Below are 24136 nucleotides of genomic sequence, written 5' to 3'. Positions count from 1 at the left end.
CCCGATCGGCCATGAGACGAACATCGTCCCCGACAGAAAAATGCGATCAGCCGATACGCAACAGCGAATCCTTTCTTCGGCCTGTCTTGGCCCAATCCATGGCCGGTTTTTCGACAAGAAGATGAATCAATAGTGCCGCTGCATATGCGGCAACCGATGCTGCAGCAACCGCCGCCCCGAATCCGAATCCCAAATCAACGAAAACGTACATGATGGCGTAGCCGAACAGGGCATGCACCACGTACAAGGGATAACTGATATCGGACAGATGCGACAATAGTAGATTGGCCGTAATCTTTTGGCGCAGAACATAACACGCATGAAAGACAGCGACTGCCAGCAGATAGCCTCCCAACCAGCGCATCGTATAAACAGAAAACCGTGCAAAGCCCAGCCAGAGAAGCATGAGCAGGGCTATCACCACGACTTGGACAATCCAGAAATCCTTTACACCGATCCGCTGCTTCATTACGGAATAGTATGCAATCCCCAGCAGCAGTAGCAGCCCGGAACCCACTTGCACCCCGATCAGGTAGCCAGCGGACTTCATGGCGAGTGCTGCGGCGATTGCGATGACAACCGCTGCCGCAATGTATTGCTGTACGCGGAATTTCAGTACATAGGCACCGAGGACGCACATCACCAGATAGAAGTAGATCTCCACTTCCAGGGTCCAACTGATCCCATCTATCCGGTCGACTCCCAGCGGCCCACGCGTAATCACGCCAAAATGCGCCACGATATCAGCGAGCGAAAACTTGAAAGGGACACCCGTGTATGACGCCAATGCGTAAAGCGACAGAACCACAAGACTGAATCCGACGATATAAACGGGATATATTCTCATAGCCCGTCGCACGAGGAAGTCCACCCGAGTCGCGCTTTCGATTGAAAATGGAATCACCAATCCGCTCACCAGAAAAAACACACCGACTCCAAACTGACCAAATATGATGCAATTGTCGCCAATGACGGAGAAGGGAAAATCGAGTGACGGAAAATCCGGAACGACGGGAACCCCCATCAACGCGGAAATCTCCGGATGTGCGATCCAGAATATCCCGACATAGTGCGATATAAGTACGGAAACGGCACCGACACCTCGCAGAAGATGGGCAAATACTATTCTTTCGGATGTCATTGTTCACTCGTCTTTTTGCTTTGCCAAGCTCGGGAAGTATGCCGCAGCCACCACATTCACATCTCAACACCACGCATGGCAGCGGGTATGCCGTGAAATACGCGCAGCGTCGGGAGAACCGCAAGCAATGCGCGACTGCCTGAAGCATTGCAGGATTGGCCGCCGGGGCCGAAGACTACCACAGACGACTCTCCGCAACAATTATCCATATGATTTCACGGCCAATAGCCCAAGGCTTAAGGATATCAGACACCCTCCGCCTCCACCCTTACGCTGCATCCGTATCAGGGTATCTTTGCCTTTATCCTTTCCCACGATGAAGGAGGCAATGGAATATCGAACTCCCAATACGTAAAACCATCATCATTTAATGAAAAATCTTCCAACATTTGATCAGATTCAGATTTTTCGTACAGCTTCTCGCCAGTCCTTGTCGAATAAATCCTAATCAAGACATAGTCACGGCTGACATAGCACGTCTCCATGCGATACAGCCCATTGGGGGAACCATCTTTAATCCCGTGACATTTCGCATTAATCCTTATCAGGGCCAAAGGCAAATAAAAAACAAGCAGAAAAACCAGTCCCGCCAATATGAAATAAATCTTCGCTGTAAAAATCAATCTACTACCCACCTTTCCATCCATCCCCATTCTTTTTCTTTTTATAAGAGCAAAAGATATGCACACAGTCCACAAAACTAATATTGAAGCGAAAAATTTCAATGCAAAATATTCACGCAGTCCGATAAAAAACTCATACATATCGACCTCTATGCTGGCAAATAGATTCTTTCTCCTCCCTTTGGCGGATCGACCCAAAGTACATCCTTTGAATAAACAACGAAATCACCCCCTTGCTGCTTGACATCCTGCCATCGCCTAAACTCCGCATTCGTGACCAGGACTGCATTTCCTGTCAAGACATTTGATCTCGTCTTTCCGTCGCCAAATAAAATCTGCGCTCCCATCGAATAGCTATCTAAGATTGATTTCCAAGGCACCTCACCAAACGAGTAGCACTTCGACTTATCCCATAAGCCCAAAACTTCATGCAATCCATTGAAATCATATGTGTCACGCAAATAAATTCCAATCTTTTTGACATTAAAAAAATTACCCATAAATGGCAACCAGGAGGTTGAGCCAACAACAGCAATCTTGATAGTGCAGGTTCCAAGCGCCCCCAGCAATTCATCTACGACCAACCTATTGTCACTATGATCCGCCCTATTAACTTGGCAAATCGAATCAAGCTGCCTTGCTCCCATATTTATGCTACCCAACGAGAAAGACAATTTCTGATTTGGCTTCCACCCTGCTTTCATTAATCTTCTCACGAGGAGCTTTACCCCATTTTCGGTTGCCCATGCTCCTCGAAGCTCTGAAATACCTATAACCTTTCCGTTAAATAAAATATCGCGAGCACGTGGAAAACCGAGATACCATTGCATGGAAACAATGGAGTCATTATATTGATCTGGCGTCAATTCCATTGGATCAAGCTCAACAAGATCCTCTGCCACCGTCCTTTCTTCTCCATAATAAACAGAGCGATTCGGCTCCCACATATCCAGATCGTCAATAGACTTTCTATTTTTTTCTCTTTCACTTGCAATTCTTTCTGCAATCTCTATTTCCTTTTTATACTTCCTTTTATCTTCTTCATACTTTCTTATTGATTTCACAACTTCCTCATGGTTACGCTGCAACTCTTCAGGTGGTAGTGGCCTTTCTTTTTTTCCGCTACGCATTTCAATGGGCATTTTGTAAACGGGATTGGAGAACCATTGAAACATCAGAGCAGCAGCAATATTCCAACCCATTCCCTTCATCACATCAGGAATTTCGTTTATATAAAACGGCATGCGATATTTTCCTTTTTAAATTAGATCTTGCATTCCAATACGTATATTAAGATACAAGACTACATCCCGACATCGTTCGACTGTATAACGTCCTGGACTAACTCTGATCGGCGCGGCAGCCACAGGGCTGTTGTTACCTTATTTCTCTGGATACGGAGTGTCTTCAGCAATTTGTAACGATGGTCCCGTTGCGGGAGTCCTCGGCCGTCCATGCGCTGGCGATAGACCGTCCCTTCAATTCAAGGCAGAACTCTTGCGGAGTGCTTCCCGACGGGAGCAACGTTACAGTCACGCAAATGCTGTCATCGACAGAACGCCATACGCCTTCGCTGCCTGTCCCAGCAGACCAATATGGCGAAATCGGCCACCCTGGTAGAAGTGAATGAGTGTTGGCCCGAACCGGTTGGATACGGCGAGCGTATTGCCCGAGATAGGCTGGTACGCGCTCGATGTAGATGTATCCGCCGTAAGGCCATCCTGGGAAATGGCGACACAAAGTAGCGCTGCCAAGCGTCCCGCACTCATCCATGATCTGGCGGAGCGCATCATGGGCCTCCGCGTCAATCATGGGATGAACATCATCAACGACTACGTGCGAGCCATTCGCCATACCCATGAGTGCTCTCCGATGAGATGCCGGTATTCATACCGGCCTCATGAATGATATCGAACAGATATTCTCTTCGGGCAGCTTTTTCAGCTCATCGTCATTATTATGACGGGGACGAGGTAGCCCTCATGGGTTGGCTTGGGTGATTTTCGTCGTCGCGTGCGTGGGCAATCGGGCGGGGCTGCCCGTCGGACTGGCACGGAGATCCGTCCGCATTCATGCGAGACGACCAGGCGCATGCGCGCCGGCAGCGCCATGCGCAAGCCGGGCGCGGCGGCTGCCCGATGATGAACGTCAGGCTCCGATCACCCCGGCTTGCCGTCGACGCGCGCCCGCGTCAGGAAGGGGAAGTAGCGCCACGCATAGAGGGCGAACGCGATTGCCCACAAGGTGGCGGCCAGATGCACGCCGCCGGTGGCGGCGGCCGGGATGGCCGCTACCGTGAGTACGCGGGCGACGGCGGCGATCTGCACCAGCACGTAGGCGGCGGTTTCCACCGGGCCGGCGGCCAGCATGCGGCCGGTGTGGCCCAGTGCGGTGCGGGTGATCATGCCGATGATGAGGCCGCCGGTCGAGCCGATGGCCAGCGCGTGGATGCCGGCCGACCGTGGCAGCAGGCCCCATTGGGTGGCGGCCAGCAGCAGCAGCCCGACCGGAATCCACAGGTGCGACACGTGCAGCACCCACAGCAGGGCATTCACCCGCGTGGCCCACGGGTTCCAGCCCAGGGTGCGCGCGATCTGCATCAGCGCGGCGATCACCGCGACGATCGCGGCCAGCGGGCCGGCGTCGGCCACCCACAGGACCAGCGCGGCGGCGGTGAAGCCGATGGCGGTGTAGTCGAAGCCCTTGTTGCGCCACTGCTTGACGCCGCGCAGCGCGTTCGCGGTGAACATCGGCACGACGCGGCCGGCGATGATGGTCTCGAGCAGCACGATGAGGCTCAGCGCAAGATGCAGCGTCTTGAGCGGGTCCACGTCCGCGAGCCCGAGCTGCGCCAGGTGGAAGGTCAGGTTCACCAGCGACAGCACGCACAGCAGGCCGCCGATGAAATAGTTGCGCTTGCTCTTGGAGCGCAGCAGCACGGCGAAGAAGATCGCCGCGCAGACCGGCAGGAAGACCACGTCGACCAGCGCCGCGACGGTGTTGCTGCCGAAGGCCATCGCCAGCCGGCCGGCGATCCACAGCGCGGCGAGCGCGGCGAGCGGCTTGCCGGTGGGCGTGTCCAGCCCCGTCCAGGTCTTGCCCGCGGTGAACAGGAAGCCGACGATGACCGCTGCCGCAAAGCCGAAGATCATCTCGTGGGCATGCCACCAGATGCCGGGCATCCGGGTATGCAGCACGCCGGAGTACACCAGCGCCCAGATCGGGATGGCGACGACGGAGAACAGCACGGCGAGCAGGTAGAAGGGGCGGAAGCCGAGCGCGAACAGCGAGAAGGTGTCCGGCGGGATGCGGTGGGAGGTGGGTTCGTCGAGTCGTATCAGTGCCATGGCGTGTCGGGCTCTCTCTATCGGTACGGCGGCCGCGCCGGCGGGCGGGCCGCCTGTGTCATTGTCGTTCAGTGGCTGGTGCCTTCGTCGCGGCTGATCTTGTTCCACACGTTGTACTTGCCGACGGGCTTGCTCATCGGCAGGCGCTTGACCTCCTTCAGGCTCTGCGCGTCGTAGACGATGACCGCGCCGTCGTTCTCCCACAGGCTGGCGAGCGCGTAGCGGCCGTCGCGGGTGAATTCGATGTGGGCGAGCGTCTTGCCCGGCTCGCCGGCGATCTCCTTCACCACTTCCAGCGTGCGCTTGTCGATGACCTGCAGGATGTGCTTGGCGTCCTTGCTCATCATCGAATCGACGAAGGCGTAGGCGCTGTTGGAGTGGCTGCGCAGGAAGAAGCCCGGGCCGCGCGTCGGGATGCGCCGGATCACCTCCCAGCTCGCCATGTCGATCACGGTGACTTCGCCCGACTTCAGGTTGGTGCTCGCCATCACCGTGCGCGGCTTGCCGTCCGGCCCGGTCCAGTCCCAGGTGATGCCCGAACCCAGGTGCGGCATGCCGTCCAGCGGCAGGTTCGCCACCTTCTTGCGCACGTCCAGGTTCACCACCTGGCCCACGCCCTCGCGCGAGGCGCCCATCAGTTCGGAATAGTCCGGGGTGAAGAAGAAGTCGTCCAGCACCTCGTCGAGGACCGTGCGGCGCGGGTTCAGGTAGCCGGGGATGAAGCTGCCCTCGCGCTGCTTGAAGTCGTGGACGAAGCCGACGGGAATGTCCTCGACCGCCTTCGTGTAGCTGATCTCCCACACCTCGGGCACGTCCTTCAGCGCGGCGATGAAGGACTGGCGCGGCGTGGCGTCGTACACCGCGGACACGCGCGAACTGCGCTTGCCGTCGCGGTCGAGCGCCTCGATCGACTTCACCAGGTTGAGGTCGCCGTCGAGCAGCACCAGCGTGTTCGGCAGGTAGTTCGCCACCGCCACGTGCTTGCCGTCGGGCGACACGGCGACGTTGCGGGTGTTGATGCCGGCGCGGATCTCGGCCACCACCTTCAGGTTCCACATGTCGAACTTGGTGACCCAGCCGTCGCGCGAACCGAAGAACACGTAGCGCCCGCCGCCGGCGAACTTCGGCCCGCCGTGCAGCGCGTAGCGCGACTGGAAGCGGAAGATGGGCTCCAGCCGGTCGCCGTCGAGCACGCTGACGTGGTGGTCGCCCGCCTCCACCACCAGGAAGAGATTGAGCGGATCGGCGGCGAACACCGGCTTGTCGCCCAGCGTCTTCGGGTCTACGTGCTGGATGCGCGAGGCGCGGATGTCCGCCTCGGTCCATGCCGGCGCGGGCACCACCGGCGTGTAGATCAGTTCGGCGAGCGCCGCGATCTCGTCCCTGGAAAGCTGCCCGCCGAAGGCCGGCATCTGCGTCGCCGCGCGCCCGCCCCCGATCACCTGCACGGCCTCGGCCTTGCGCAGCCGCGCCAGGTTGTCCGGCAGCAGCGCCGGCCCCATGCCGCCGAGCCGGTCGGGGGAATGGCAGCTCGCGCAGTGCTGCAGGTAGAGCGCCGCCGCATCGGCGCGCGCGCCGCCCTCGGCGGCGAACGCCTGCACGGCGAAGATCGCGACCATCGCCAGCACCCACAGCACGATCACACGGACGAAGGGCTTCATGCGTCCACCTTCTGCAGCCGGACCCAGGGCGTCGTCACCACCCGCTCGCGGCCGTAGTCGGCCGGGGTGACGCCGATCTCGTCGTCGCTCAGGTAACAGGCCGGGTCTTCCGCCCACGGATTGCCCGTGACCTGGCCGGCGCGCACCCTCGAGCTGCCGTTGCAGATGTCGATGTGGCGGCAGGCGCCGCAGCGCCCCTCCAGCCGGCGCGGATGCTGCTTCAGCCCGGCGAGCAGCGGGTCGGAGAGATCGTTCCAGATCTCGCCGAAGGCGCGCTGGCGCACGTTGCCCAGCGGCACGTGCCACCACATCGTGTCGGGATGCACCACGCCGAGGTTGTCGATGTTGGCCACGTTCACCCCGCTGGCGTTGCCGCCCCACTGCCGCAGCTTGGCCTCGACGTGCGCCACGCGGTCGGGAAAGCGCCGGCGCACCCAGTGCAGCAGGAACACGCCGTCGGCGTCGTTGTTGCCGGTGACGAAATCCTTGTCGATGCCGCGCCGGTGCAGGTCCAGGCAGGTCTCGAACAGCAGTTCCATCGCCTCGCGCGTGGTGCGGTGGCGCGCATCGCCGGCGCGGTGCTTGTTGCCGCGCCCGGCATAGTTCAGGTGCGAGAAGTAGAACTTGTCGATGCCTTCGTCCTCCACCAGCTTCAGCAGGCCCCGCAGATCGTGGGCATTGCCCTCGGTCATCGTATAGCGCACGCCCACCTTGATGCCGCGCGCCAGGCACAGCCGGATGCCGGCCAGCGAGGCGTCGAACGCGCCCTGCTTGCGGCGGAAATGGTCGTGGGTGGCGCCGATGCCGTCCAGGCTGACGCCGACGTAGTCGAAGCCGATGCCGTCGATCGCGTCGATGTTGCCCTCGTCGATCAGCGTGCCGTTGGACGACAGCGCCACGTAGAAGCCCATGCCCTTCGCGCGGCGGGCGATGTCGAAGATGTCCGGCCGCAGCAGCGGCTCGCCGCCGGACAGGATCAGCACCGGCACGCGGGCGGCCTTAAGGTCGTCCATCACCTTGAACACCTCGGCGGTATCCAGCTCGCCGGGGAAATCCTTGTCCGCCGAGATCGAGTAGCAGTGCTCGCAGGTCAGGTTGCAGCGCCGGATCAGGTTCCAGATCACCACCGGGCCGGGCGGATTGCGGCGCGGTCCGGCGGGCGTGGGATGGTCGAGTTCGCGGATGAAGTGCGAGATGCGGAACATGGGGCTTCTCCTGTATGCGCCGATTACAACCGAGCGCATCAGGCAAGAAAATGATGCCGGTCAAGGGCACCGGCACGACGCGCCGCCCGCCAGCGGTGGATCGCGCGCATCCCCTGCAGCGCCGGCGGCCACCACACCGCACCGAGCGCGAGTACGGCCGCCGGCATAGAGCAAGCAGCTACGGAAAGCGGAAAACGTAACGCCGTCCTGAGCGCCAGCGGTGCAGGTGACGTTTCAAGAAGAAACCGAACGGGTTCCCGCTGTTGGGCATGTTGGAGAGAAAGAGGTTGTCCGCACCCGGAGCAAGATCGAAGACCATCTTGAAGCTGGTGCCGAAACTATAGGCGCTCCCTCCCTCACCCCCTTGCCCAGCCGTCAGGAAATCGCAATTGCGCCGCAAGGCCGAAACCGTCTCACGGGAACCGCCCTCGAATGGATGGGACGCAGACAACAACCGACGCAGCAGAGGATATCGGCGCAAGGTGTGGCGGTAATCGACGCTCGGAGCGCTTGAATCGGCGGCCTGTGCGGCCCGGAAAGCCTGGCGAATGAGGTGCTCCAGTGTTTCGGTCCGAGGCCAGTCGGCATCCGGCTCGAACAGGATCGCCAGTAGATTCCAGCGATGTGCCGGCCACAGGTCGAGATAGCGGGTCGCCAGCGGCAATGGCAGTGCGCTGGCCAACAGGTTGACACACAGGGTTTCGACCCAGCGTTCGAACAGCAGTGCCGGTTCCGTCTGCCGTGTATCCCCGCGCCAGCCGGCCAGGGGCGAAGCGGCGCGGTCGGAATCCTCCAGCGCGGCCCACAACCGAGGCAGCCAAACCTCGGCGCAGACGTCGACGCGATCATCCTGAATCGCGCTGAAGGCGGCCGCGTCAAGGCGAGGTGTCGCATCCAGCAAAGTCCGGATGCGACGCGCCCGTGACGGCGGATGCCAACGGTTGGAGAGATAAGGAGAGGCGGCGAATTCGGGTGAATATTGGTTGGCGTACATCACCGCATCTTCTGCCGGATTGAATTGCCGGGGCAGATCGTCGAATGGAACATACCCCTGCCACGCCCAGCGCACATCTTCGAGCGGCAAGACGAGACTGCCCGCCGCTTCACGCCCGGCGGCCCGGATCGGAAGCAGGCCGTAGATCTGGGTACCGATGTTGTCCTGTCCGTCGGCGTAGGCGGCAAGGCCCGGTGAGTTCTGTAACCGGGCCATTGCGACACGGAATTCATCCCAGTTGCGGGCGCGATTCAGCGCGTGCAGGCTGACGGACCCCAATCCCTGGTCGAGCGCCGGCCAGCGCAGAAATAGTCCGATGCCCCCTCGTTCAGTCAGTAATTGTCCGCCCGCGAAACCGTAGGTATCGTGACGCTGGCTCTTGCCGCCACGCAACCCGATGTCGCTCTCCCGGTGTGTCAGCGCCTGCCAGCCCTGGCTCGTCTTGACGCGTCGGCGAGGCAGGTCGACCTCGCCCCAGAAAAGGTCTTGATTGTCCATCATGACGCCGGTCATACCCCAGGCAATGTCCGGGTTGCGACCGACGACGATTCCCGGCGCACCCGGGAAGTTGGAACCGAAGGCATCGAGCCCCTCGGCCGAGCGCAGGTGGAAGATCAGATTGAAGCCGGGATTGACAAGCCCCATGTGCGGATCGTTGGCAAGCAGCGGAAAACCGCTGCGAGTTCGCCGCCCGCGCACGGCGAAGACATTCGAGCCGATGTCCGGTGACTCCAGCCCCAGCCGCTCCAGCCCGGCCTTGGCCGAAAGCAGCAGTTCCTCGAGCGCGCCTGCAAACTCGATGGTCAATGCTGTCGGCAAGGAGGGATAGGTCGCGCCGGCCTCGTCGATACTGGAAAACAAGCGGGCGGACCGGCGTGTTCCGAGGGCGGAAGTCACGAGCGTGTGATAAAGCTCAAACTGCCACGCGGAATTGATGAAATATTTGAGCTGCGCAACCAGATACGCATCAATCAGGCGGAAGGGCTGTGGCCGGTAGCCCAGCGCCAGGAATTCCGGCGGCAACAGCCTGGTTTCGGCCAGACCCTGGTTGATGCCATCCACGTAGGCTTGCAAGTGCTCACGTTCGGCGGCGCCATCCGGGTCGTCAGCCGCCCGTTCGGCCAATGCAGTGAGATCGAGGCTACGCTGGAAGCGGTCCGTCGACAGCGCAGTCCGGCCCAACACTTCTCCCAGCCGGCCGCTCGCCAGCCGCCGGGTGAGATCCAGTTGCCAGAGGCGCAACCGGGCACTGGCATAGCCTTGCGCGTAGTAGACGGCTAGATGGCTGTCACCATCGACAACTGCCAACTGTGGGTGGGAAAGATCGACGCGGGCGGCTCCATAGCCGCTTTTCAACAGGATGCCGCCCGTCATACCCGATTTCCGGCGGTGCGAAGGCTGCGCACATAGGCGTCGAAGCGGGAGTCGAATTCATCGCAAACCTGCTGCCATGGCCAGCCCAGTTCAGCCTCGGCTCGGGCACTGCTGTATAGGTAGGTGCTACCGTCCATGACCCGCAAGGTTTCCCTCGACAGCGGCAGGCGCAGGCCGAGCGGGCGCAGGGCGTCACAGAGCCGGGCTGGCCAGCGTAGCTGCTCGGGGGTGACCGTCCGGGGTGTCGGCAGGTGGCAAATCTGGGCGGCCCGAGTGATCAGTTGCTCCATCCCGACCGTCTGTCCGGTCAATAGATAATCCCGCCCACATACGCCCTGCTCGACCACCCGCCTGAGGCCATCGCACAGGGCTTCAACGGAGCACAACTGAAAGCGGCTCCCGCTCGCGACCTGGGCGGGCAGCCGGCCTTGCACGAACTGCCCAAGGGCCTGCGCCAAATCGCTACCGTCGCCCGACCCAAATACTCCGCCGGGAATGGCAATCATGAGCGGAACGCCTCTTCCCTTGAGCACCTCGGCCAAGCCGTGTGCAACGTGCTTGGTCTGCTCGTAAAAAGAACGGAAGCGGCCATTATGGCGCTGCGATTCGTCACCCAACCGCCCGAAAGTTTCGCCCAAGGCTGCGGTACTGCTGACGTGCACGATACGCCCTACGCCTCCCCTCCAAGCAGCGTGCAGAACGCGCCGCGTGCCTTCGATGTTGGAGGCGGCCATCTCGGCCCGGTCTACATTGCCGATGCGATAGCGTGCTGCAAGGTGAATGAGGGCATCGCAGGCTGCGAGTTCGTCCTGCCAGCTTTCCACCCCAGCCAGGTCGCCGCGAACCAGCCGCGCCGACCCCGGTATATCGACAGCGACGCCGGGGCGGACCAAGGTAATGATTTCATGCCCAGCCGCCGCCAGATGCTGCGTCAGATGCCGGCCGATGAAGCCATTCGCGCCAGTGAGAAATATCTTCATGCTGCGTACCGCATAGTGATCATTGCGTGTCACAACTCACGAAACTGACCCATTGGGCCAATTCCCAATGCCCATCGTGGGGCGCGGTCACAGGACGTTCGTGCATGCGTCCCAGGCGGCAGCGATGCAGCGCTGCCGCCTCCACCGGGCCGACGGCCGGCGATGGCCAGATACCCAGGGTCTGCAAGGGTAAAGAGGGCTCCTGCAGCTTCTCCAAGCCACCGACGATCAGACGGAAACCTCGTGGCATCCAGTACGCCACATCGGACGGCGAGCGTGTAACGGCCCAGCCCGTACCGGCATCGAGGGCGACGTCGACCGGCTCGCCCAAGCGTGCCAGGAGCCGCAACTCCTGCGCCTTGATCGACTGCTGCAGGCGAATTTCCTCCGGTAACGGCGGCATGACCGCCAGCCGCGCCGCCAATGCCGCAAACAGGGCTTCCGCTGCCGCCGCACCGGGGGTCAGCACGAACTGGGGAGAACTGCAGACGTTCTGCAGGAACAGGGTCGTGTCCCGTATCAGGGCATCGATACAGGCTGCCTGTTCTGTCGTCGAGACAGGCCACTCGGCAATGCAGGCCGCGCTCATCTGCGGGCCGTATTCGATCAGCCGCACGCGCTGAGCGGCAGCTCGGCGGTAATGTCGAATCAGCGCCTCGCTTCCGGCCAGCACGACGCCATCGACGCCTGCCAGCAATTCGGCATCGTTCTGCCCCTCGCTGCTCCAGTCGGCGATGCGACATGCTGCTTCATCCCAGCCCAGGGCATCCCGCAAGCTTCGCAGTGCCGCCAGGCCGGCCCGGGACTTGAGTGTCAGGCGGTTGCCGGTCAACGCTGCGGCCATCAACGCCGCCACGACGCCCAGATGATCGTTTTCGCTGACGACCGCCAGCACATGCCCCAAGGGTCGCCATGGCCGGCTGCCCAAATCGGCTGCGACTTTGGCAGTCAATACCGCCTCATCGGCAAGCCGCTCGAGCCTTTGCCGGCAAAAAGCCGTCGTGGCGGTATCGGCGGGCGGCCAGTCTGCCGGCAGGCTGGTAAGCCATTTCCGAAGGGCGCGGGCCACTTCGGCCGGGCTGCGCTTCAAAGCTGCACTCATGTCGCCCTGCCGCCGCCACCGGCCTGCCACGCGCACGTCGCCGCGGAGTCGCCAGCACGGCCGAGAAATTCCAGCCAGGGCCGGAGGCTGCCGCAAGCGCAGCCCGATTCCATACGCCCCATGTCTTCGCTCAACAGATCATGGCTGGGCAGCGAGGCGAAGAAGGGGTTTTGCAAGCGGATCAGGCCAGTCTCGCCGGCGGGTGCGGAGGCGCCATCGGCCGCCACGACTTCGAGGCGCGAATAGCGTGGAATGTGGAAGCGGCCATGCGCGCAACTGATGTAGTGCAATGGATGTTCGGTCATGCCGAAAATATCGCGGATGTCGACAGCGGCCCCGCCTCCCAGGACGCCTGCCAGCCGGGCGAGGATTTCCGGCCGGTCGAGTTGGCGGGTCATGCCTTTCCAGCCGCCGCCGGTGAGTCCCCGCACTTGAGTGTTGGAGGTTCTCGGCGTAGACGGCGCCGACAGTGCCAAGTGTTCGAAATGCACGGTCAGTCCGAAAATGAAGATCGGGATCGGCGCTGCGACCCAGCGTGTCAGCGTCTCCCATGCCAGATCCGGTAGAAACCGTCCGGCGTCGTCGACGGCGAAGATCAGTTCGCTGCTTGGAGCGCAGGCGGTGAAACGCAGGAAGCTGGTAGCGTAGCCAGGCTGCGGGCTGCGCCGGGGGTCGGGCGAGAGAAGGAGAAAGCGCGCCGGCTGCGCGCTGATCATGCCCTGATGGTAGAAGATCTGGCGCATGCCGCGCTCGATGCGCGCCATGCTGGAAGTGTCGAAATAAAGCGAGGCGGCTCCCTGCTGGCCCGTGCCCGAGCTGGACAGCCAAACTCCATCGCCTTCGACGGGCGTGTGCAGCGCAACGCGCTTGAAGAGCCCGACGGGCATCCGGGGGCGTTGCTCTCCCTGCCAGAGGGCGGCATAGGCCGGATTGCGGGCACGGTGCCAATTGTCGGCCTCCGCCATGGCCGCCCCGAATAGGACTTCGTCGTCGGCAGTGGATGCGGCGTAGGGATCTGCGAGCAAGCTGAGTTGTTCGATATGCGGCAGGGAATTCATGAGTATTCACACATGGAGATGATCGGCCGTGCATCTGAGCATGGCCATGTCCTTGACCAGGGCATAGAGATTGGGGCCGTGATTGATGAGGGCACGATGGTCGTGCGCGCGGCTGACGACAACGGCATTGTCTCCCCAGGGCATGGCGTCCAGCGAAGTCACCAACGGTCCGCAGGGAGCCTCCGTGATATGGCGCAAGGGAAAGTGGTCGTCGCCGATTTCCTGGCAGCGTTCCAGAATCTCCGGGGCACGCTTGCGGATCGTTTCCAGGGAAGTCGCCGCCGGTGCATTGCCCTCACCTTCAAGCGCGGCGCTGACTGCCTGGTTGGCGGCGTTGACAAACCACGTCTGCGGCACCGCGGCTTCGGCGGGATGCGTACCTGCAATGGCAGCAGCGAAGTCGCGCGCCTGCGCCAACTGCCCGGCCAGATTGGCTTGTTGGCACGGCAATCCGGCATCCCGCCAGTGGCCGGCGTCGAAAATGTCGAACCCGTCGATCCGTTCGCCCCTGCGGTCGATCATGCGCCCCTCGGCTGGCAACAATTGGTACACAGACGGACATGTACCGACTGCTTCCGCACTGAACCCGTGATACTTGCGGGTGGCCGGCCAGTAGCCGTTCTGCAGCATGTAGACCGAATTCCAAGTACCCCGCCAGGGCGGCCCGAATGCGTACCATTTGCCGATCGATTCGCGTATTTCCGGAGTGCAAGTCCGCAGCCAGTAACGGATAGCCGGATTCGCCACGGACTGGCCGATCAGGACGATCTTCTGGTGTTCCCCGAAACGCGACTGCAGGCGCCGGATTTCCAACTCGATCAGCCCGCCCAGGCGCCGATAGTCGCTACGCCAGTCGTAGGCAAGAAAGAAGAGATCGCAACCCAAGCGGTAACCGAGGCCGACTTCCAGCGCATTGACCACATCACGGGTGACGATGCTGCTGTAGATTCCCGGCACGATACGGAATTCGTGCAGGGTTTCGTTGGCAAGGACGCGTTGAGGGTCGGTCGGATCAAGCTCGAATCCGGCTTCGCCCGGCTGGCGGAAGAGCAGACCTCGATAGTCGCTCCACAGATAAACCTGGCGTTGCCGGTCGTAAAGCTTGGTACCAAAAATACCCGGCACGTAGAGAACCGGTGGATTGCGTCGTTCCTGCCGTAGCCTCCCCGGACGGAGGGACTTCAGGACAAGGTGCGAACGGAGCCGGGAATAGGTCTTGGAGAGCATTCTATCTATGGCGGGAGCCCGTCAACGGGGAATGATCAGGGCAGGCGGCACATCGCAACTACCGGTCTGCGACTGTGCCGCAGCGGCGGTCGGGAAATGGGCCCGGTCGAAGACCTCCAATACGCGCACGTCGGTATCCGCTTCAAGGTCGATACGCAGTGCGGCTACCCGCACACTCGGCCGGCTCACCAGGAAGCGCAGGCAAGAGGACTGTCCCCGTCCGATTTCCTCTCCCTCCACATCCAGAAAGACGTAGCGTATCGGGGACTCGGTCGGCTGCTCGATATGCGCCGCGCCGATGGCACCACGAAAGACATGGGTCAGGGAGCGCATGACCTTGCCCGATGTACTGGAAGTGCGGTCTGCCCAACTTGAATTGACGATGGGCAGGTCGCAACCGCAATGGCCGCACCGACTGCCATCGAGATGCATCTCGAGCGTCTCCCCGCTGCGGCGGATCACCGTTTGTCCACATTGGGGACAATAGGTATCGACGCTTGTCGTCCCTCCGGTATTACCCAGGTAGACGAACTTGACTCCAGCATCGAGCGCCTGCCTGCGAGCCGCTTCGAGGAAGTTCACATCGGTACGCTCAACGTGGGTGTACAGGTAATCCGGATGGAAGCGCACATAGTGCAGCGGGATACGATCATCGAGTTTGTCCAGCATCCAATCACAAACCCGGCGTGCCTCGATGAGATTGTCGTTGCGCCCGGTCAAGCACAGATTGGAGATTTCCAGATGCGGGCCGTCGCCATCGCTGCGCGCTCGATAAACTTGGAGGATGCCGTCCAGTACCGGCTGCAGCTCGCCTCGCGCAAATTTGCGGTAATACCCGGCATCCATCGATTTGAGAGAAATGCTGAAGATATCCATGACTTCCAGCAGTTCATCTATGGCTCCCGGCCCAATGGAGAAAGCCGACTTGTACAGGTTCTTCAAGCCGGCCTGACGGCCCAGGCGGGCGGTATCCATGACAAATTCGTGCCATACCACGGGGTCATTGTAGGTCCAAGACAGGATGCCGATTCCGTGGCGCACGGCGTAATCGACAACTTGCTCCGGCGTATAGCGGGCGATGTCCTGTTCACGCACCAGTCGTGCCTGACTGGTCTGCCAGTTCTGACAGAAATCACACTTGAACATACAGCCGATGTTACCCAGGGACAGAATTCGTGCGCCCGGCGCGTAATGATAGACGGCCTCCGACTCGATACGCTCTTCAGTGATCGGCACAGATTTGCCGTAATTGAGCGTTACCAGTCGGCCGCCCTGGTTATAGCGCACACCGCAAAAACCCAGACCCCCCTCGGGAATCTTGCATTCGCGGGGCGACAGGTGGCATTGCACGCGGCCATTGGCGAGTGGCTGCCACAGACGGGCCGGATGCGGGGCTTGTTGCAGTGAAGGGGTCAAGGTATGCAGTTTGTCAGCCATGATTCATTTATTTTTTCTTATTCCATTTCCATTGATAAAGCCGATCGTCTGTATTTTTGACGGACGCGCTTCAACACCGGGGTCGAAGCATGGACATATGATGCACATCCGCCATCCTAGATGAGGATGACATTAAATTGTAACATTAATGGATATTCGTGACAATCGAACAGCATGCCTCCCGAAAAAAGGCGGGAAGTGCGTTGCAACCGATCAGCGCAGTCAATCTGGAAGCCGGGGGGCGATGCGCGCAGAGGCGCCGCACGGCACGTGCGTGCGACGCGGAACGCCTGGCCGGCGCAGCCTCAGCCGCCGATGCGCAGGCCGGTCTTCTTCAGGATGCCATTGGAGAACAGGACGTCCCGGCCGCGGCAGGCGCCGGGGAAGCCGCCTTCGATGAGCGCTGCGATCTCGCCCACGCGCGCGAGCGCCTCTTCGCGGCCGGGCGCATGGACCATCGCGAACAGGTTGTAGGGCCAGTCCGGCAGATGGCGCGGGCGGCGGTAGCAGTGGGTGACGAAATCGAGCGCGCCGACACGCTCGCCCACCGCATCGACCACCGCGTCGTCGATGTCCCATACGCTCATGCCGTTGGCGGTGTAGCCGATGGCGTAGTGGTTGGGCACCGCGCCGATGCGGCGGATGCGGCCGGATTCGAGCATGGCCGCCAGCCGCCGGCGCACCTCCTCCTCGCTGGCGTCCACCTGCTGCGCGACGGCGGCATAGGGACGCGGCACCAGCGGCAGGCCGGCCTGGGTGGCGAGCACGAGGCGGCGGTCCAGGTCGTCCTGCGCGGCGGCGGGCGAAGAGGTGTTCATCAAGCCTCCAGCTTCATCTCGACGAAGTATTCGCGCTCCTTCGGGAACAGGTGCACCGCGAGCCCGGTGGCGGCTTCGATGCGGCGCGCGGCGTCGGCGATGCCTTGCGGCGATTCGGTGGCGAGCACGAACCACATGTTGAGCGCGTGCTCGCGGCGGTAATTGTGCGCGACCTCGGGAAAGGCGTTCACCGTCTCGACGATTCGGCCCCACTGCGCCTCCGGCACCGCGATCGCGGCCAGGCAGAAGGCGCCGCCCATGCGCTCGATCTGGAACATCGGGCCGAAGCGGGTCAGCACGCGGTCGTCGAGCAGGCTTCGCAGGCGCGACAGCACCTCGTCCTCGCTCAGGCCGAGCCGCACGCCGACCTCGGCATAGGGCGATTCCACGAGCGGAAAACCGCCCTGCAGCGCGTTGATCAGCCGGCGGTCGGTGTCGTCCGGCTCGCGCCTGGCGGCCACGCCGCGCCGCTCAGGCATGGGCGGCCTCCCGCGGCGGCAGGTAACAGGCGCCGGTCTGCTTGAAGCGGCGGCAACTGAACAGCACGTCGTGCGGATGGGCGTCGAGCCCGAGGCGGGCGGCGAGATCGTCGCGCGCGGCCAGCACCTCGCCGCGCGCGCTGCCGTGGATCATGCAGAAGAGGTTGTAGGGCCAGCCCGGCAGGGCGCGGCGGCGGCGGTAGCACAGCGTGACGGCCGGCTCCGCCGCGAGCCGCCTGCCGAGGCCGGAGACGACCTCGTCGGGCACATCCCACACGCACATCGCGTTGGCTCCGAGGCCGAGTTCGTGATGGCGCACGACGACGCCGAAGCGGCGCACCAGCCCTTCCGCCAGCCAGCGCTCGATCAGTTCCATCGCCATGCCGGCGCTCAGCCCGGCGCGCGCCCCGAGTGCGGCGAAGGGTTCGGCCACCAGCGGCAGCCCGGCCTGCAGCGCGGTGACCAGGTCGCGCTCCAGCGCCGGCAGGGCACAGGCGGATTCCATCGGCACCGCGGCGGCGGGCGAAGCCGCTCCCGCATCGAGGGCGTGGCAGGCGTGCCGCCGCGCCCTGCCGCCGGTCTTCAGGTCGAAGCCGAGATCGATGTGGAACTCTTCCTCCAGCGGCAGCACGATCACCGCGCAGCCGGTGTCGCGCTCGATGCCGGCCACCACTTCGCGCAGGCCCCCGGGCGATGCCGCGGTGACGACGAACCACAGGTTGTAGGCATGCTCGCGCTGGTAGTTGTGGTTGATCGCCGGCTCGCGGCTGATCCGCGCCGCCACCTCTTCCAGCCGCCCGGGCGGGGCGGCGAGTGCGGCGAGCGCGCTGGCGCCGAGCCGGCACGGCGCGAACACCGCGCCGACGCGGCTCACCAGGCCGTCGTCGACGAAGCGGCGATAGGCGGCGATGACGTCGTGCTCGGCCATGCCGACCTCGGCGCCGATCTGCGCGAACGGCCGCGGCACGACGGGAAAGTCGCGCTGCCAGTCGTTGAGCAGGCGAAAGCCCGCCGCATCCAGCGTTCGGGGCAGACGGACGTGGCGTGGCGTAGTGCTCATCGGGCGGCCTCCTGCCGCTGCGCCGCCGAGGGCCGGCCGTGCACGGCCGACCCGTCATGCGAACGCAGGGCGGTGCGCAAGACCCCTGCTCCACCCTCCTCCTCATGGGAGGGGGAGTGCCGCTGGGCGGGGGCGTCCATTCAGAACCCCGTACGCGCGGCGCGGCTGGTGAAGAAGATGCCGCTCGGGCTGGCGGCGTCGAACTGCGCGACCTGCCTGTGGCTCTTCGTGTCATAGACGACGACGCGGTTGTCGTCGCGCGCGGACAGCCAGACTTCCTCTCCGCGCGGGGTGAACTCCATGTGCAGGATCGCCCGGCCCGGCTGCAGCGTGTCGGTGATCCCGAGGCTCATGGTATCCACGACCTGCACCCAGCCGTTGTCCGGAAAGGCGAAGTTCACCCACACCTCGCGGCCGTCGGGGCGCGCCATGACGAACACCGGCTGGCTCTTCACCGCGATGCGGCCGACCTCCTGCCAGGTGTCCGTGTCGACCACCAGCACCTCGTGGCGGCCGATCGCCGGCAGGTAGGCACGCCCGCCCGCCACCGCCCAGCCACGCAGGTGGGGCATCTTGAACACCGGCAGCGGCTGCTCGCCGCGGCCGTAGCCGGAGAGGATCTTGCGCACGCCCTTCTCCGGCTGCCACAGGTCCAGCATCGCCAGGCCATCCTCGCCGAAGAGGCCGGCGATGTAGTGGCGACCGTCGGGCGTCACCAGCGCATCGTAGGGTTGCCTGCCGGCGGCGAAGGTCTGCGTGACCGGCTTCCCGCGGTCGGAGAGATCGGTGATGCGGATCTCGCCGGCGTCGAACAGCGAATAGATGAAGCGGTTGCCCGGCAGGTCGGCGAGCCCCACCACCTTGGAGCGCCTGCCTTCGTTGCCGTAGGCGGCGGGCACGTCGGCGATCAGCTCCAGCGTGTCGGCGTCGAAAGCCTTGATGCCGCCGGGCTCGTAGTTCTGCGCGACGACGATGCGGCCGTCCTGCGAGATGGCGCCGCCGATGGAGTTGCCGCCCTGCACCACGCGGCCGGCGATGCTGGCGGTCAGCAGGTCCACCTTGGTGAGCCCGCCGTCGCGGCCGAACACGTAGGCGTAGCGGCCATCGCGCGAGAACACCACCGAGGCGTGCGACAGGTCGCCCAGCCCGTTCACCCGGGCGAGCACGCTGCGGCCGCTGGTTTCGACGACCTGTACGCGGCCGTCGGCGCGTTCGATGACGACGCCCAGGTCGCCGGTGCCGCGCAGCCGGGTTTCCTGCGGCAGCGTGCCGCAGGCCGACAGCAGCACCACGATGGCCGGCAGCAGAATCGCCCACAGCACGGTTGGCGCGAGGCGAGCGGGTTGCAGAGACATGGGGGCTCCTACAGGCTCAGTGGGCCGGCGCGCCGGCCCCGCCATCGGCGGGAAAGCCGCGCATCAGTTGATCGACGATCCACCCCGCCTCGGCTTCGCTGACGATGCCGACGAAAGGCGGCATCGGCGTGCCGGGCCGGCCGCCGACGATGGTGGCGACGAGGCTGTCGGCGGGCTTGCCGGCGAGCGCGCCCGGCGTCAGCGCAGGGCCCAGCCCGCCGGCAAGCGTCAGCCCGTGACAGGAGCCGCAGTCCTGGCGGACGATGTGCACCAGCTCGCGGTAGCGCGGGGAGCCGGCGCGCGGCGCGCCGCCCTCTTCGGCGGCGGACGCGTAGGCGGCGATCAGGGCGGCGCCGATGAATACGGCGACATGGACGAGGAGAGGCGGAGGTTTCACCGTTGGACCCTGCTGCGTTCTAGGCAATGCCAGCATGCGGTCGGGCCGCGCGGCGCGCCTTGACTGGCATCAACCCCGCGCGGCGCCCGGCGCCTCAGTCGCCGACGATGACCACGCCGGTCATCTCGGGATGCGGGCCGCAGCGGTACTCGAAGCGGCCGGCCTGCTCGAAGGTGCGCGACCACCGCTCGTCGGGGAAGAAACGGGGCGACTCCTCCCCGGTGGCGGCGAACAGCACCGAATGGCTGACGCGCTTCTCGCGGTTCACCCACACCACCGAATCGCCGGGCCGGATGCGTACCTCGGCCGGCACGAACTTGTAGCCGGCGGCTTCGACGACCTGCTCGGCGGCCTGCAGCGGCGGCGCCAGCCCCAGCACCAACAGGCCACCCGCCAGGGTGGCCCGGAACATCGCACGCATGACGTTCTCCTGCGGCAGATGAAGCACGGCCGGCGCCCTACTGCTTGGCGGCGGTGATGTCGGCCTTGGTGTCGATGCCCAGCTTGTAGCCGAGCGAGACGTGGTGGAAGCGGCCGCTGGCGCTGTCGTCGTGGATGGCGAAGCCGAAGTTGTAGACCTTGCCGGCCTCCAGTGCCACGTCGCCCTCGCCGCCCGCGAACTTGCGCGCGAACACCACCGTCCAGGTGTCGCCGTTCTGCTTGCCGTCGGCGCTCACCAGCGCCTTGCCGCCTTCCATGACGCGCTTGTCGGCGACGTAGCCGTCGTACGCCTTCTTCTCGCCGCTGCGCCACTGGTGGAGGTCGTAGAACTTGCCTTCGGCGAGCGAGCCGCCCTTGACGTACTTGGTCTTGGTCTCGGCCGCGCCCGGCATCGTGCGCGAGTCGGCATGGCAAGTCGCCCAGCATCCGGCCTGGTTGGCCAGCTCCACCTTGCCGCCCGATTCCAGCATGAAGGCGATCTTCACCGGGTTCTTGTCGTCCATCTTGGCGCCGCCGGAGGCGGCCGGCTGCTTCCAGCTGAAGCGCAGGTACAGGTTCTCGCCGTCATGCGCCGCCTGCACCTTGACCGGAATGAAGGCCGCCTTGCCCGGGATCGGGCTGGGCTCGATCTTCTGGCCGCTGGCCATCTTCTTGCCCATGTCGGCCGTTTCCTCGTGGTGGCAGTCGGCACAGGTCTCGCCCTTCTTGAGCGCGCGCGCACCGCCGTGCTCGGTGCCCTTGTTGATCCATTCCAGCGGCGACACGCCCGGATAGAACAGGGTGATGTCCTTGGACGCCACCTTGCTCCAGTCGGCCGGCGCCGCCGCGACCGCAGCTCCGGCACCGAGCGCAAGGGCTGCGCCCACGGCGCCGGCAATCATCGTTCGTTTCATGGTCGATTCCTCACTGTGGATGGGTTGGACATGCTCCGCGCCGCAGCGCGGATCACTCCTCGTCCGCCTCGGTCATGCCTTCGGGCTTGTGGTGCGCGATGCCTTTGTGGCAGTCGATGCAGGTCATCTTGTCTTCCTTGGCGATCTCGTGCTGCTTGCGCGCACGCTGCTTCTGCGCCTCGGGGTTCATGCTCTCCAGCGTGTGGCAGTTGCGGCATTCGCGGGAATCGGCGGCCTTCATCCTCTTCCATTCACTGCGCGCCAGTTGCAGCCGCTTGGCCTCGAACTTCTCGCGCGTGTCGATGGAGCCGGTCAGCTTGCCCCAGACCTCCTTGGATGCCTGCACCTTGCGGATCATCTTGTGCGTCCAGTCTTTCGGCACGTGGCAGTCGGGACAGGTGGCGCGCACGCCGGTGCGGTTGGTGTAGTGGATGGTTTCCTTGTATTCCACGTAGACGTTGTCGTACATCTCATGGCAGGAAATGCAGAACTTCTCGGTGTTGGTCGCTTCCAGCACGGTGTTGAAACCGCCCCAGAACGACACGCCGATGACGAAACCTGCGACCAGCAAAACGCCCAGCGAATACTTCGACGACGGACGGCGCAGACGGGAGAAGAACCCGCCGGCATGTTCTTGTTTGGTGCTGCTGTCACGATCAGTCATGAGCTTCTTCCTCGCCGGCCCCGCGCGGGGACGCGGGGCTCGGGGTAAGGATCGACGAGGCGATCAATAAACGTCGTGCATGGTGTTGAAGACGTTGAACTTGCCGGTCGGCGTGACGATCGCCGGGTCGGTGATGACCTTCTTCAGCTTGAGCGTCTTGTCGTCATAGATGACGATCGCCGACTGGTCGGTCTTGCCGCCCCACAGCGAGATCCACACTTCGTTGCCGGCCTCGTTGTACTCGGGGTGCGTCGCGCGGCGGATCGCCTTGCTTTCCGGCAGGCCGGAATCCTTGGCGACGTCCAGGCGCGTCGGCTCCTTGGAGAGATCGTTCATGTCGAACACATACACCGACTCGGCGATCTCGCGTTCCGGGTTCATCGGCGCGTCGGCCCAGAAGTGCTTGGACTTCGGATGCGTCTTGACGAACAGGTTGCCCGCGCCCGGCATCTTCAGTTGCTGCACCACCTTCCAGTTGTTGCTCTTGTACTTGGCGTACTTCGGATCGTCCGACGCCGTGGAGATCAGCGACACGACGGCGTCGCCGAGGTGGCCGGTCGCCCACACCGGGCCGAACTGCGGATGCACGAAGTTGGCGCCGCGCCCCGGGTGCGGGATCTTCGCCGTATCGACCAGCGCCGCCAGCTTGCCGGTCTTGGTGTCGACCGCGGCGACCTTGTTGGACGCATTGGCCGCCACCATGAAGTAGCGCTTGGACATGTCCCAGCCGCCGTCATGCAGGAACTTCGCCGACTCGATGGTGGTGGTCTTCAGGTTCTTGATGTCCGTGTAGTCCACCAGCATGATCTGGCCGGTTTCCTTCACGTTCACCACCCATTCGGGCTTCACCATCGACGCGACGATGGAGGCCACGCGCGGCTCGGGGTGGTATTCCCCATCCACCGTCTGGCCGCGGGTCGAAACGATCTTGATCGGTTCGAGCGTTTCGCCGTCCATGATCGAATACTGGGGCGGCCAGTAGGTACCGCCGATCAGGTACTTGTCCTCGTAGCCCTTGAACTTGGACGTATCGACCGAGCGCGCGTCCGAACCCAGGCGCACGGTGGCCACCGTGGTCGGCTCCTCGTACCACATGTCGATGATCGTGGTCAGGCCGTCGCGGCCCACGGTATACACGTAGCGGCCGGAAGCCGACAGGCGCGAGATGTGCACCGCGTAGCCGGTGTCGAGCACCTTCCAGATCTTGTGCGTGTCGCCGTCGACCAGCGCGAGCTTGCCGGCGTCGCGCAGCGTGATCGCGAACACGTTCTTCAGGTTGACCTTGTTCAGTTGCTTCTTCGGACGCTGGTCGACCGGCACGATCAACTTCCAGCTGTCCTTCATGTCCTTCAGCGAGAACTCGGGCGGCACGTCGGGCGTGTTCTGGATGTAACGCGCCATCAGGTTGATTTCTTCCTTGGTCAGGATGTCGTCGTAATTGACCATCCCGCCTTCGGTACCGTAGGAAATGATCTTTTCCAGGCGCTCGGTGCCCAGCTTCAGCGTGCCGCCTTCCATCTTGGTGCCGTCGGGCATCGTCTTCGCCCAGTGCGGCTCCAGGTTCTTGCCGGTGGCGCCCTTGCGCAGCACGCCATGGCACCCCGCACAGCGCTCGAAATAGATCTGCTTGGCCTTCGCCTTTTCGTCAGCCGTCATTTCCGGCGCGCTCTGCGCCCACACGGCCCCTACCGCCATCGGCAGCATCGCCAACGCCAGCGTTTTCCCGATCCAGCCCTTGTTTTGCATTGCCCTCTCCTTGAACGACACGGAAACGATGCCGGCAGTATCGATTTCATGGCGGCCTGCAATCCTTGATTTGAATTAATTTCCCCTAGGCGGCATGGGGATAAAGTTCGTGGCATCCGAATTGCAACACAGGG

General features: G+C 63.2%; 21 protein-coding genes. All 21 read right to left on the bottom strand.

The genetic code is table 11. The features are described from left to right. Positions 1-46 precede the first annotated feature (46 nt). The 21 genes from CCZ27_RS06795 to CCZ27_RS06700 all read right to left on the bottom strand — a co-directional run bounded on the left by CCZ27_RS06795 (position 47) and on the right by CCZ27_RS06700 (position 24002). A complete protein-coding gene (locus CCZ27_RS06795; protein ID WP_096446731.1) occupies positions 47-1141 on the bottom strand; it encodes an acyltransferase family protein in 1095 nt (364 codons plus the stop codon). Between the two features lie 284 nt (positions 1142-1425). Further along, entirely contained in the window at positions 1426-1905 is a 480-nt protein-coding gene (locus CCZ27_RS23365; RefSeq protein ID WP_157748472.1) for a hypothetical protein, read from the bottom strand. An 8-nt stretch (positions 1906-1913) separates the two neighbouring features. Beyond that, positions 1914-3008, bottom strand: a complete 1095-nt coding sequence (locus CCZ27_RS23360) for a DUF6402 family protein (protein WP_157748471.1) — start codon at positions 3006-3008, stop codon at positions 1914-1916. 915 nt (positions 3009-3923) lie between these two features. Next, complete coding sequence (locus CCZ27_RS06790) at positions 3924-5111, bottom strand: NnrS family protein (RefSeq protein WP_096446729.1); 1188 nt, start codon at positions 5109-5111, stop codon at positions 3924-3926. Between the two features lie 68 nt (positions 5112-5179). After that, a complete protein-coding gene (locus CCZ27_RS06785; protein WP_385961123.1) occupies positions 5180-6730 on the bottom strand; it encodes a cytochrome D1 domain-containing protein in 1551 nt (516 codons plus the stop codon). Between the two features lie 38 nt (positions 6731-6768). After that, complete coding sequence (gene nirJ, locus CCZ27_RS06780) at positions 6769-7977, bottom strand: heme d1 biosynthesis radical SAM protein NirJ (RefSeq protein ID WP_096446725.1); 1209 nt, start codon at positions 7975-7977, stop codon at positions 6769-6771. Between the two features lie 178 nt (positions 7978-8155). Next, positions 8156-10345 (bottom strand): penicillin acylase family protein, encoded by a 2190-nt coding sequence (locus CCZ27_RS06775; protein WP_096446723.1) that lies wholly within the window; start codon positions 10343-10345, stop codon positions 8156-8158. Continuing rightward, positions 10342-11325, bottom strand: coding sequence for an NAD-dependent epimerase/dehydratase family protein (locus tag CCZ27_RS06770; protein ID WP_096446721.1), 984 nt, complete (start codon positions 11323-11325; stop codon positions 10342-10344). The genes CCZ27_RS06775 and CCZ27_RS06770 overlap by 4 nt, the downstream gene beginning before the upstream one ends. A gap of 19 nt (positions 11326-11344) precedes the next feature. Further along, on the bottom strand, positions 11345-12427 hold the full coding sequence (locus CCZ27_RS06765) for an acyl-CoA reductase (protein WP_157748470.1): 1083 nt from the start codon (positions 12425-12427) through the stop codon (positions 11345-11347). Beyond that, entirely contained in the window at positions 12424-13485 is a 1062-nt protein-coding gene (locus tag CCZ27_RS06760; RefSeq protein ID WP_096446717.1) for a LuxE/PaaK family acyltransferase, read from the bottom strand. Before CCZ27_RS06760 ends, CCZ27_RS06765 begins: the two co-directional genes overlap by 4 nt. Before the next feature lie 6 nt (positions 13486-13491). Then, positions 13492-14712, bottom strand: coding sequence for a lipase/acyltransferase domain-containing protein (locus CCZ27_RS06755; RefSeq protein WP_157748469.1), 1221 nt, complete (start codon positions 14710-14712; stop codon positions 13492-13494). Positions 14713-14733: 21 nt separating this feature from the next. Further along, entirely contained in the window at positions 14734-16149 is a 1416-nt protein-coding gene (amrS, locus tag CCZ27_RS06745; RefSeq protein WP_096446711.1) for an AmmeMemoRadiSam system radical SAM enzyme, read from the bottom strand. A 305-nt stretch (positions 16150-16454) separates the two neighbouring features. Continuing rightward, positions 16455-16967, bottom strand: coding sequence for a siroheme decarboxylase subunit beta (ahbB, locus tag CCZ27_RS06740; protein WP_096446709.1), 513 nt, complete (start codon positions 16965-16967; stop codon positions 16455-16457). Beyond that, positions 16967-17446, bottom strand: coding sequence for an Lrp/AsnC family transcriptional regulator (locus CCZ27_RS06735; protein WP_096446707.1), 480 nt, complete (start codon positions 17444-17446; stop codon positions 16967-16969). Before CCZ27_RS06735 ends, ahbB (CCZ27_RS06740) begins: the two co-directional genes overlap by 1 nt. After that, entirely contained in the window at positions 17439-18506 is a 1068-nt protein-coding gene (gene ahbB, locus CCZ27_RS06730) for a siroheme decarboxylase subunit beta (RefSeq protein WP_096446705.1), read from the bottom strand. Before ahbB (CCZ27_RS06730) ends, CCZ27_RS06735 begins: the two co-directional genes overlap by 8 nt. A 140-nt stretch (positions 18507-18646) precedes the next feature. Then, positions 18647-19861, bottom strand: a complete 1215-nt coding sequence (locus CCZ27_RS06725) for a cytochrome D1 domain-containing protein (protein WP_096446703.1) — start codon at positions 19859-19861, stop codon at positions 18647-18649. 16 nt (positions 19862-19877) lie between these two features. Then, complete coding sequence (locus CCZ27_RS06720; protein ID WP_096446701.1) at positions 19878-20258, bottom strand: c-type cytochrome; 381 nt, start codon at positions 20256-20258, stop codon at positions 19878-19880. A gap of 94 nt (positions 20259-20352) precedes the next feature. Further along, positions 20353-20679 (bottom strand): cupredoxin domain-containing protein, encoded by a 327-nt coding sequence (locus CCZ27_RS06715; RefSeq protein WP_096452280.1) that lies wholly within the window; start codon positions 20677-20679, stop codon positions 20353-20355. A gap of 37 nt (positions 20680-20716) precedes the next feature. Beyond that, on the bottom strand, positions 20717-21592 hold the full coding sequence (locus CCZ27_RS06710; RefSeq protein ID WP_096446699.1) for an ethylbenzene dehydrogenase-related protein: 876 nt from the start codon (positions 21590-21592) through the stop codon (positions 20717-20719). Between the two features lie 52 nt (positions 21593-21644). After that, positions 21645-22256, bottom strand: a complete 612-nt coding sequence (locus CCZ27_RS06705) for a NapC/NirT family cytochrome c (protein WP_096446697.1) — start codon at positions 22254-22256, stop codon at positions 21645-21647. A gap of 63 nt (positions 22257-22319) precedes the next feature. Continuing rightward, positions 22320-24002, bottom strand: a complete 1683-nt coding sequence (locus CCZ27_RS06700) for a nitrite reductase (RefSeq protein ID WP_096446695.1) — start codon at positions 24000-24002, stop codon at positions 22320-22322. Positions 24003-24136 lie beyond the last annotated feature (134 nt).

It is taken from the genome of Thauera sp. K11 (genome assembly GCF_002354895.1).
Taxonomy (GTDB): Bacteria; Pseudomonadota; Gammaproteobacteria; order Burkholderiales; family Rhodocyclaceae; genus Thauera; species Thauera sinica.
This window is presented reverse-complemented; position numbering and strand designations above follow the sequence as displayed.

What these genes read in the sequence shown, in the direction of transcription:
- CCZ27_RS06795 (WP_096446731.1), bottom strand. Translation starts at nt 1,141, where the DNA reads ATGACATCCGAAAGAATAGTATTTGCCCATCTTCTGCGAGGTGTCGGT.
- CCZ27_RS23365 (WP_157748472.1), bottom strand. Translation starts at nt 1,905, where the DNA reads ATGTATGAGTTTTTTATCGGACTGCGTGAATATTTTGCATTGAAATTT.
- CCZ27_RS23360 (WP_157748471.1), bottom strand. Translation starts at nt 3,008, where the DNA reads ATGCCGTTTTATATAAACGAAATTCCTGATGTGATGAAGGGAATGGGT.
- CCZ27_RS06790 (WP_096446729.1), bottom strand. Translation starts at nt 5,111, where the DNA reads ATGGCACTGATACGACTCGACGAACCCACCTCCCACCGCATCCCGCCG.
- CCZ27_RS06785 (WP_385961123.1), bottom strand. Translation starts at nt 6,730, where the DNA reads ATGGTCGCGATCTTCGCCGTGCAGGCGTTCGCCGCCGAGGGCGGCGCG.
- nirJ (WP_096446725.1), bottom strand. Translation starts at nt 7,977, where the DNA reads ATGTTCCGCATCTCGCACTTCATCCGCGAACTCGACCATCCCACGCCC.
- CCZ27_RS06775 (WP_096446723.1), bottom strand. Translation starts at nt 10,345, where the DNA reads ATGACGGGCGGCATCCTGTTGAAAAGCGGCTATGGAGCCGCCCGCGTC.
- CCZ27_RS06770 (WP_096446721.1), bottom strand. Translation starts at nt 11,325, where the DNA reads ATGAAGATATTTCTCACTGGCGCGAATGGCTTCATCGGCCGGCATCTG.
- CCZ27_RS06765 (WP_157748470.1), bottom strand. Translation starts at nt 12,427, where the DNA reads ATGAGTGCAGCTTTGAAGCGCAGCCCGGCCGAAGTGGCCCGCGCCCTT.
- CCZ27_RS06760 (WP_096446717.1), bottom strand. Translation starts at nt 13,485, where the DNA reads ATGAATTCCCTGCCGCATATCGAACAACTCAGCTTGCTCGCAGATCCC.
- CCZ27_RS06755 (WP_157748469.1), bottom strand. Translation starts at nt 14,712, where the DNA reads ATGCTCTCCAAGACCTATTCCCGGCTCCGTTCGCACCTTGTCCTGAAG.
- amrS (WP_096446711.1), bottom strand. Translation starts at nt 16,149, where the DNA reads ATGGCTGACAAACTGCATACCTTGACCCCTTCACTGCAACAAGCCCCG.
- ahbB (WP_096446709.1), bottom strand. Translation starts at nt 16,967, where the DNA reads ATGAACACCTCTTCGCCCGCCGCCGCGCAGGACGACCTGGACCGCCGC.
- CCZ27_RS06735 (WP_096446707.1), bottom strand. Translation starts at nt 17,446, where the DNA reads ATGCCTGAGCGGCGCGGCGTGGCCGCCAGGCGCGAGCCGGACGACACC.
- ahbB (WP_096446705.1), bottom strand. Translation starts at nt 18,506, where the DNA reads ATGAGCACTACGCCACGCCACGTCCGTCTGCCCCGAACGCTGGATGCG.
- CCZ27_RS06725 (WP_096446703.1), bottom strand. Translation starts at nt 19,861, where the DNA reads ATGTCTCTGCAACCCGCTCGCCTCGCGCCAACCGTGCTGTGGGCGATT.
- CCZ27_RS06715 (WP_096452280.1), bottom strand. Translation starts at nt 20,679, where the DNA reads ATGCGTGCGATGTTCCGGGCCACCCTGGCGGGTGGCCTGTTGGTGCTG.
- CCZ27_RS06710 (WP_096446699.1), bottom strand. Translation starts at nt 21,592, where the DNA reads ATGAAACGAACGATGATTGCCGGCGCCGTGGGCGCAGCCCTTGCGCTC.
- CCZ27_RS06705 (WP_096446697.1), bottom strand. Translation starts at nt 22,256, where the DNA reads ATGACTGATCGTGACAGCAGCACCAAACAAGAACATGCCGGCGGGTTC.
- CCZ27_RS06700 (WP_096446695.1), bottom strand. Translation starts at nt 24,002, where the DNA reads ATGCAAAACAAGGGCTGGATCGGGAAAACGCTGGCGTTGGCGATGCTG.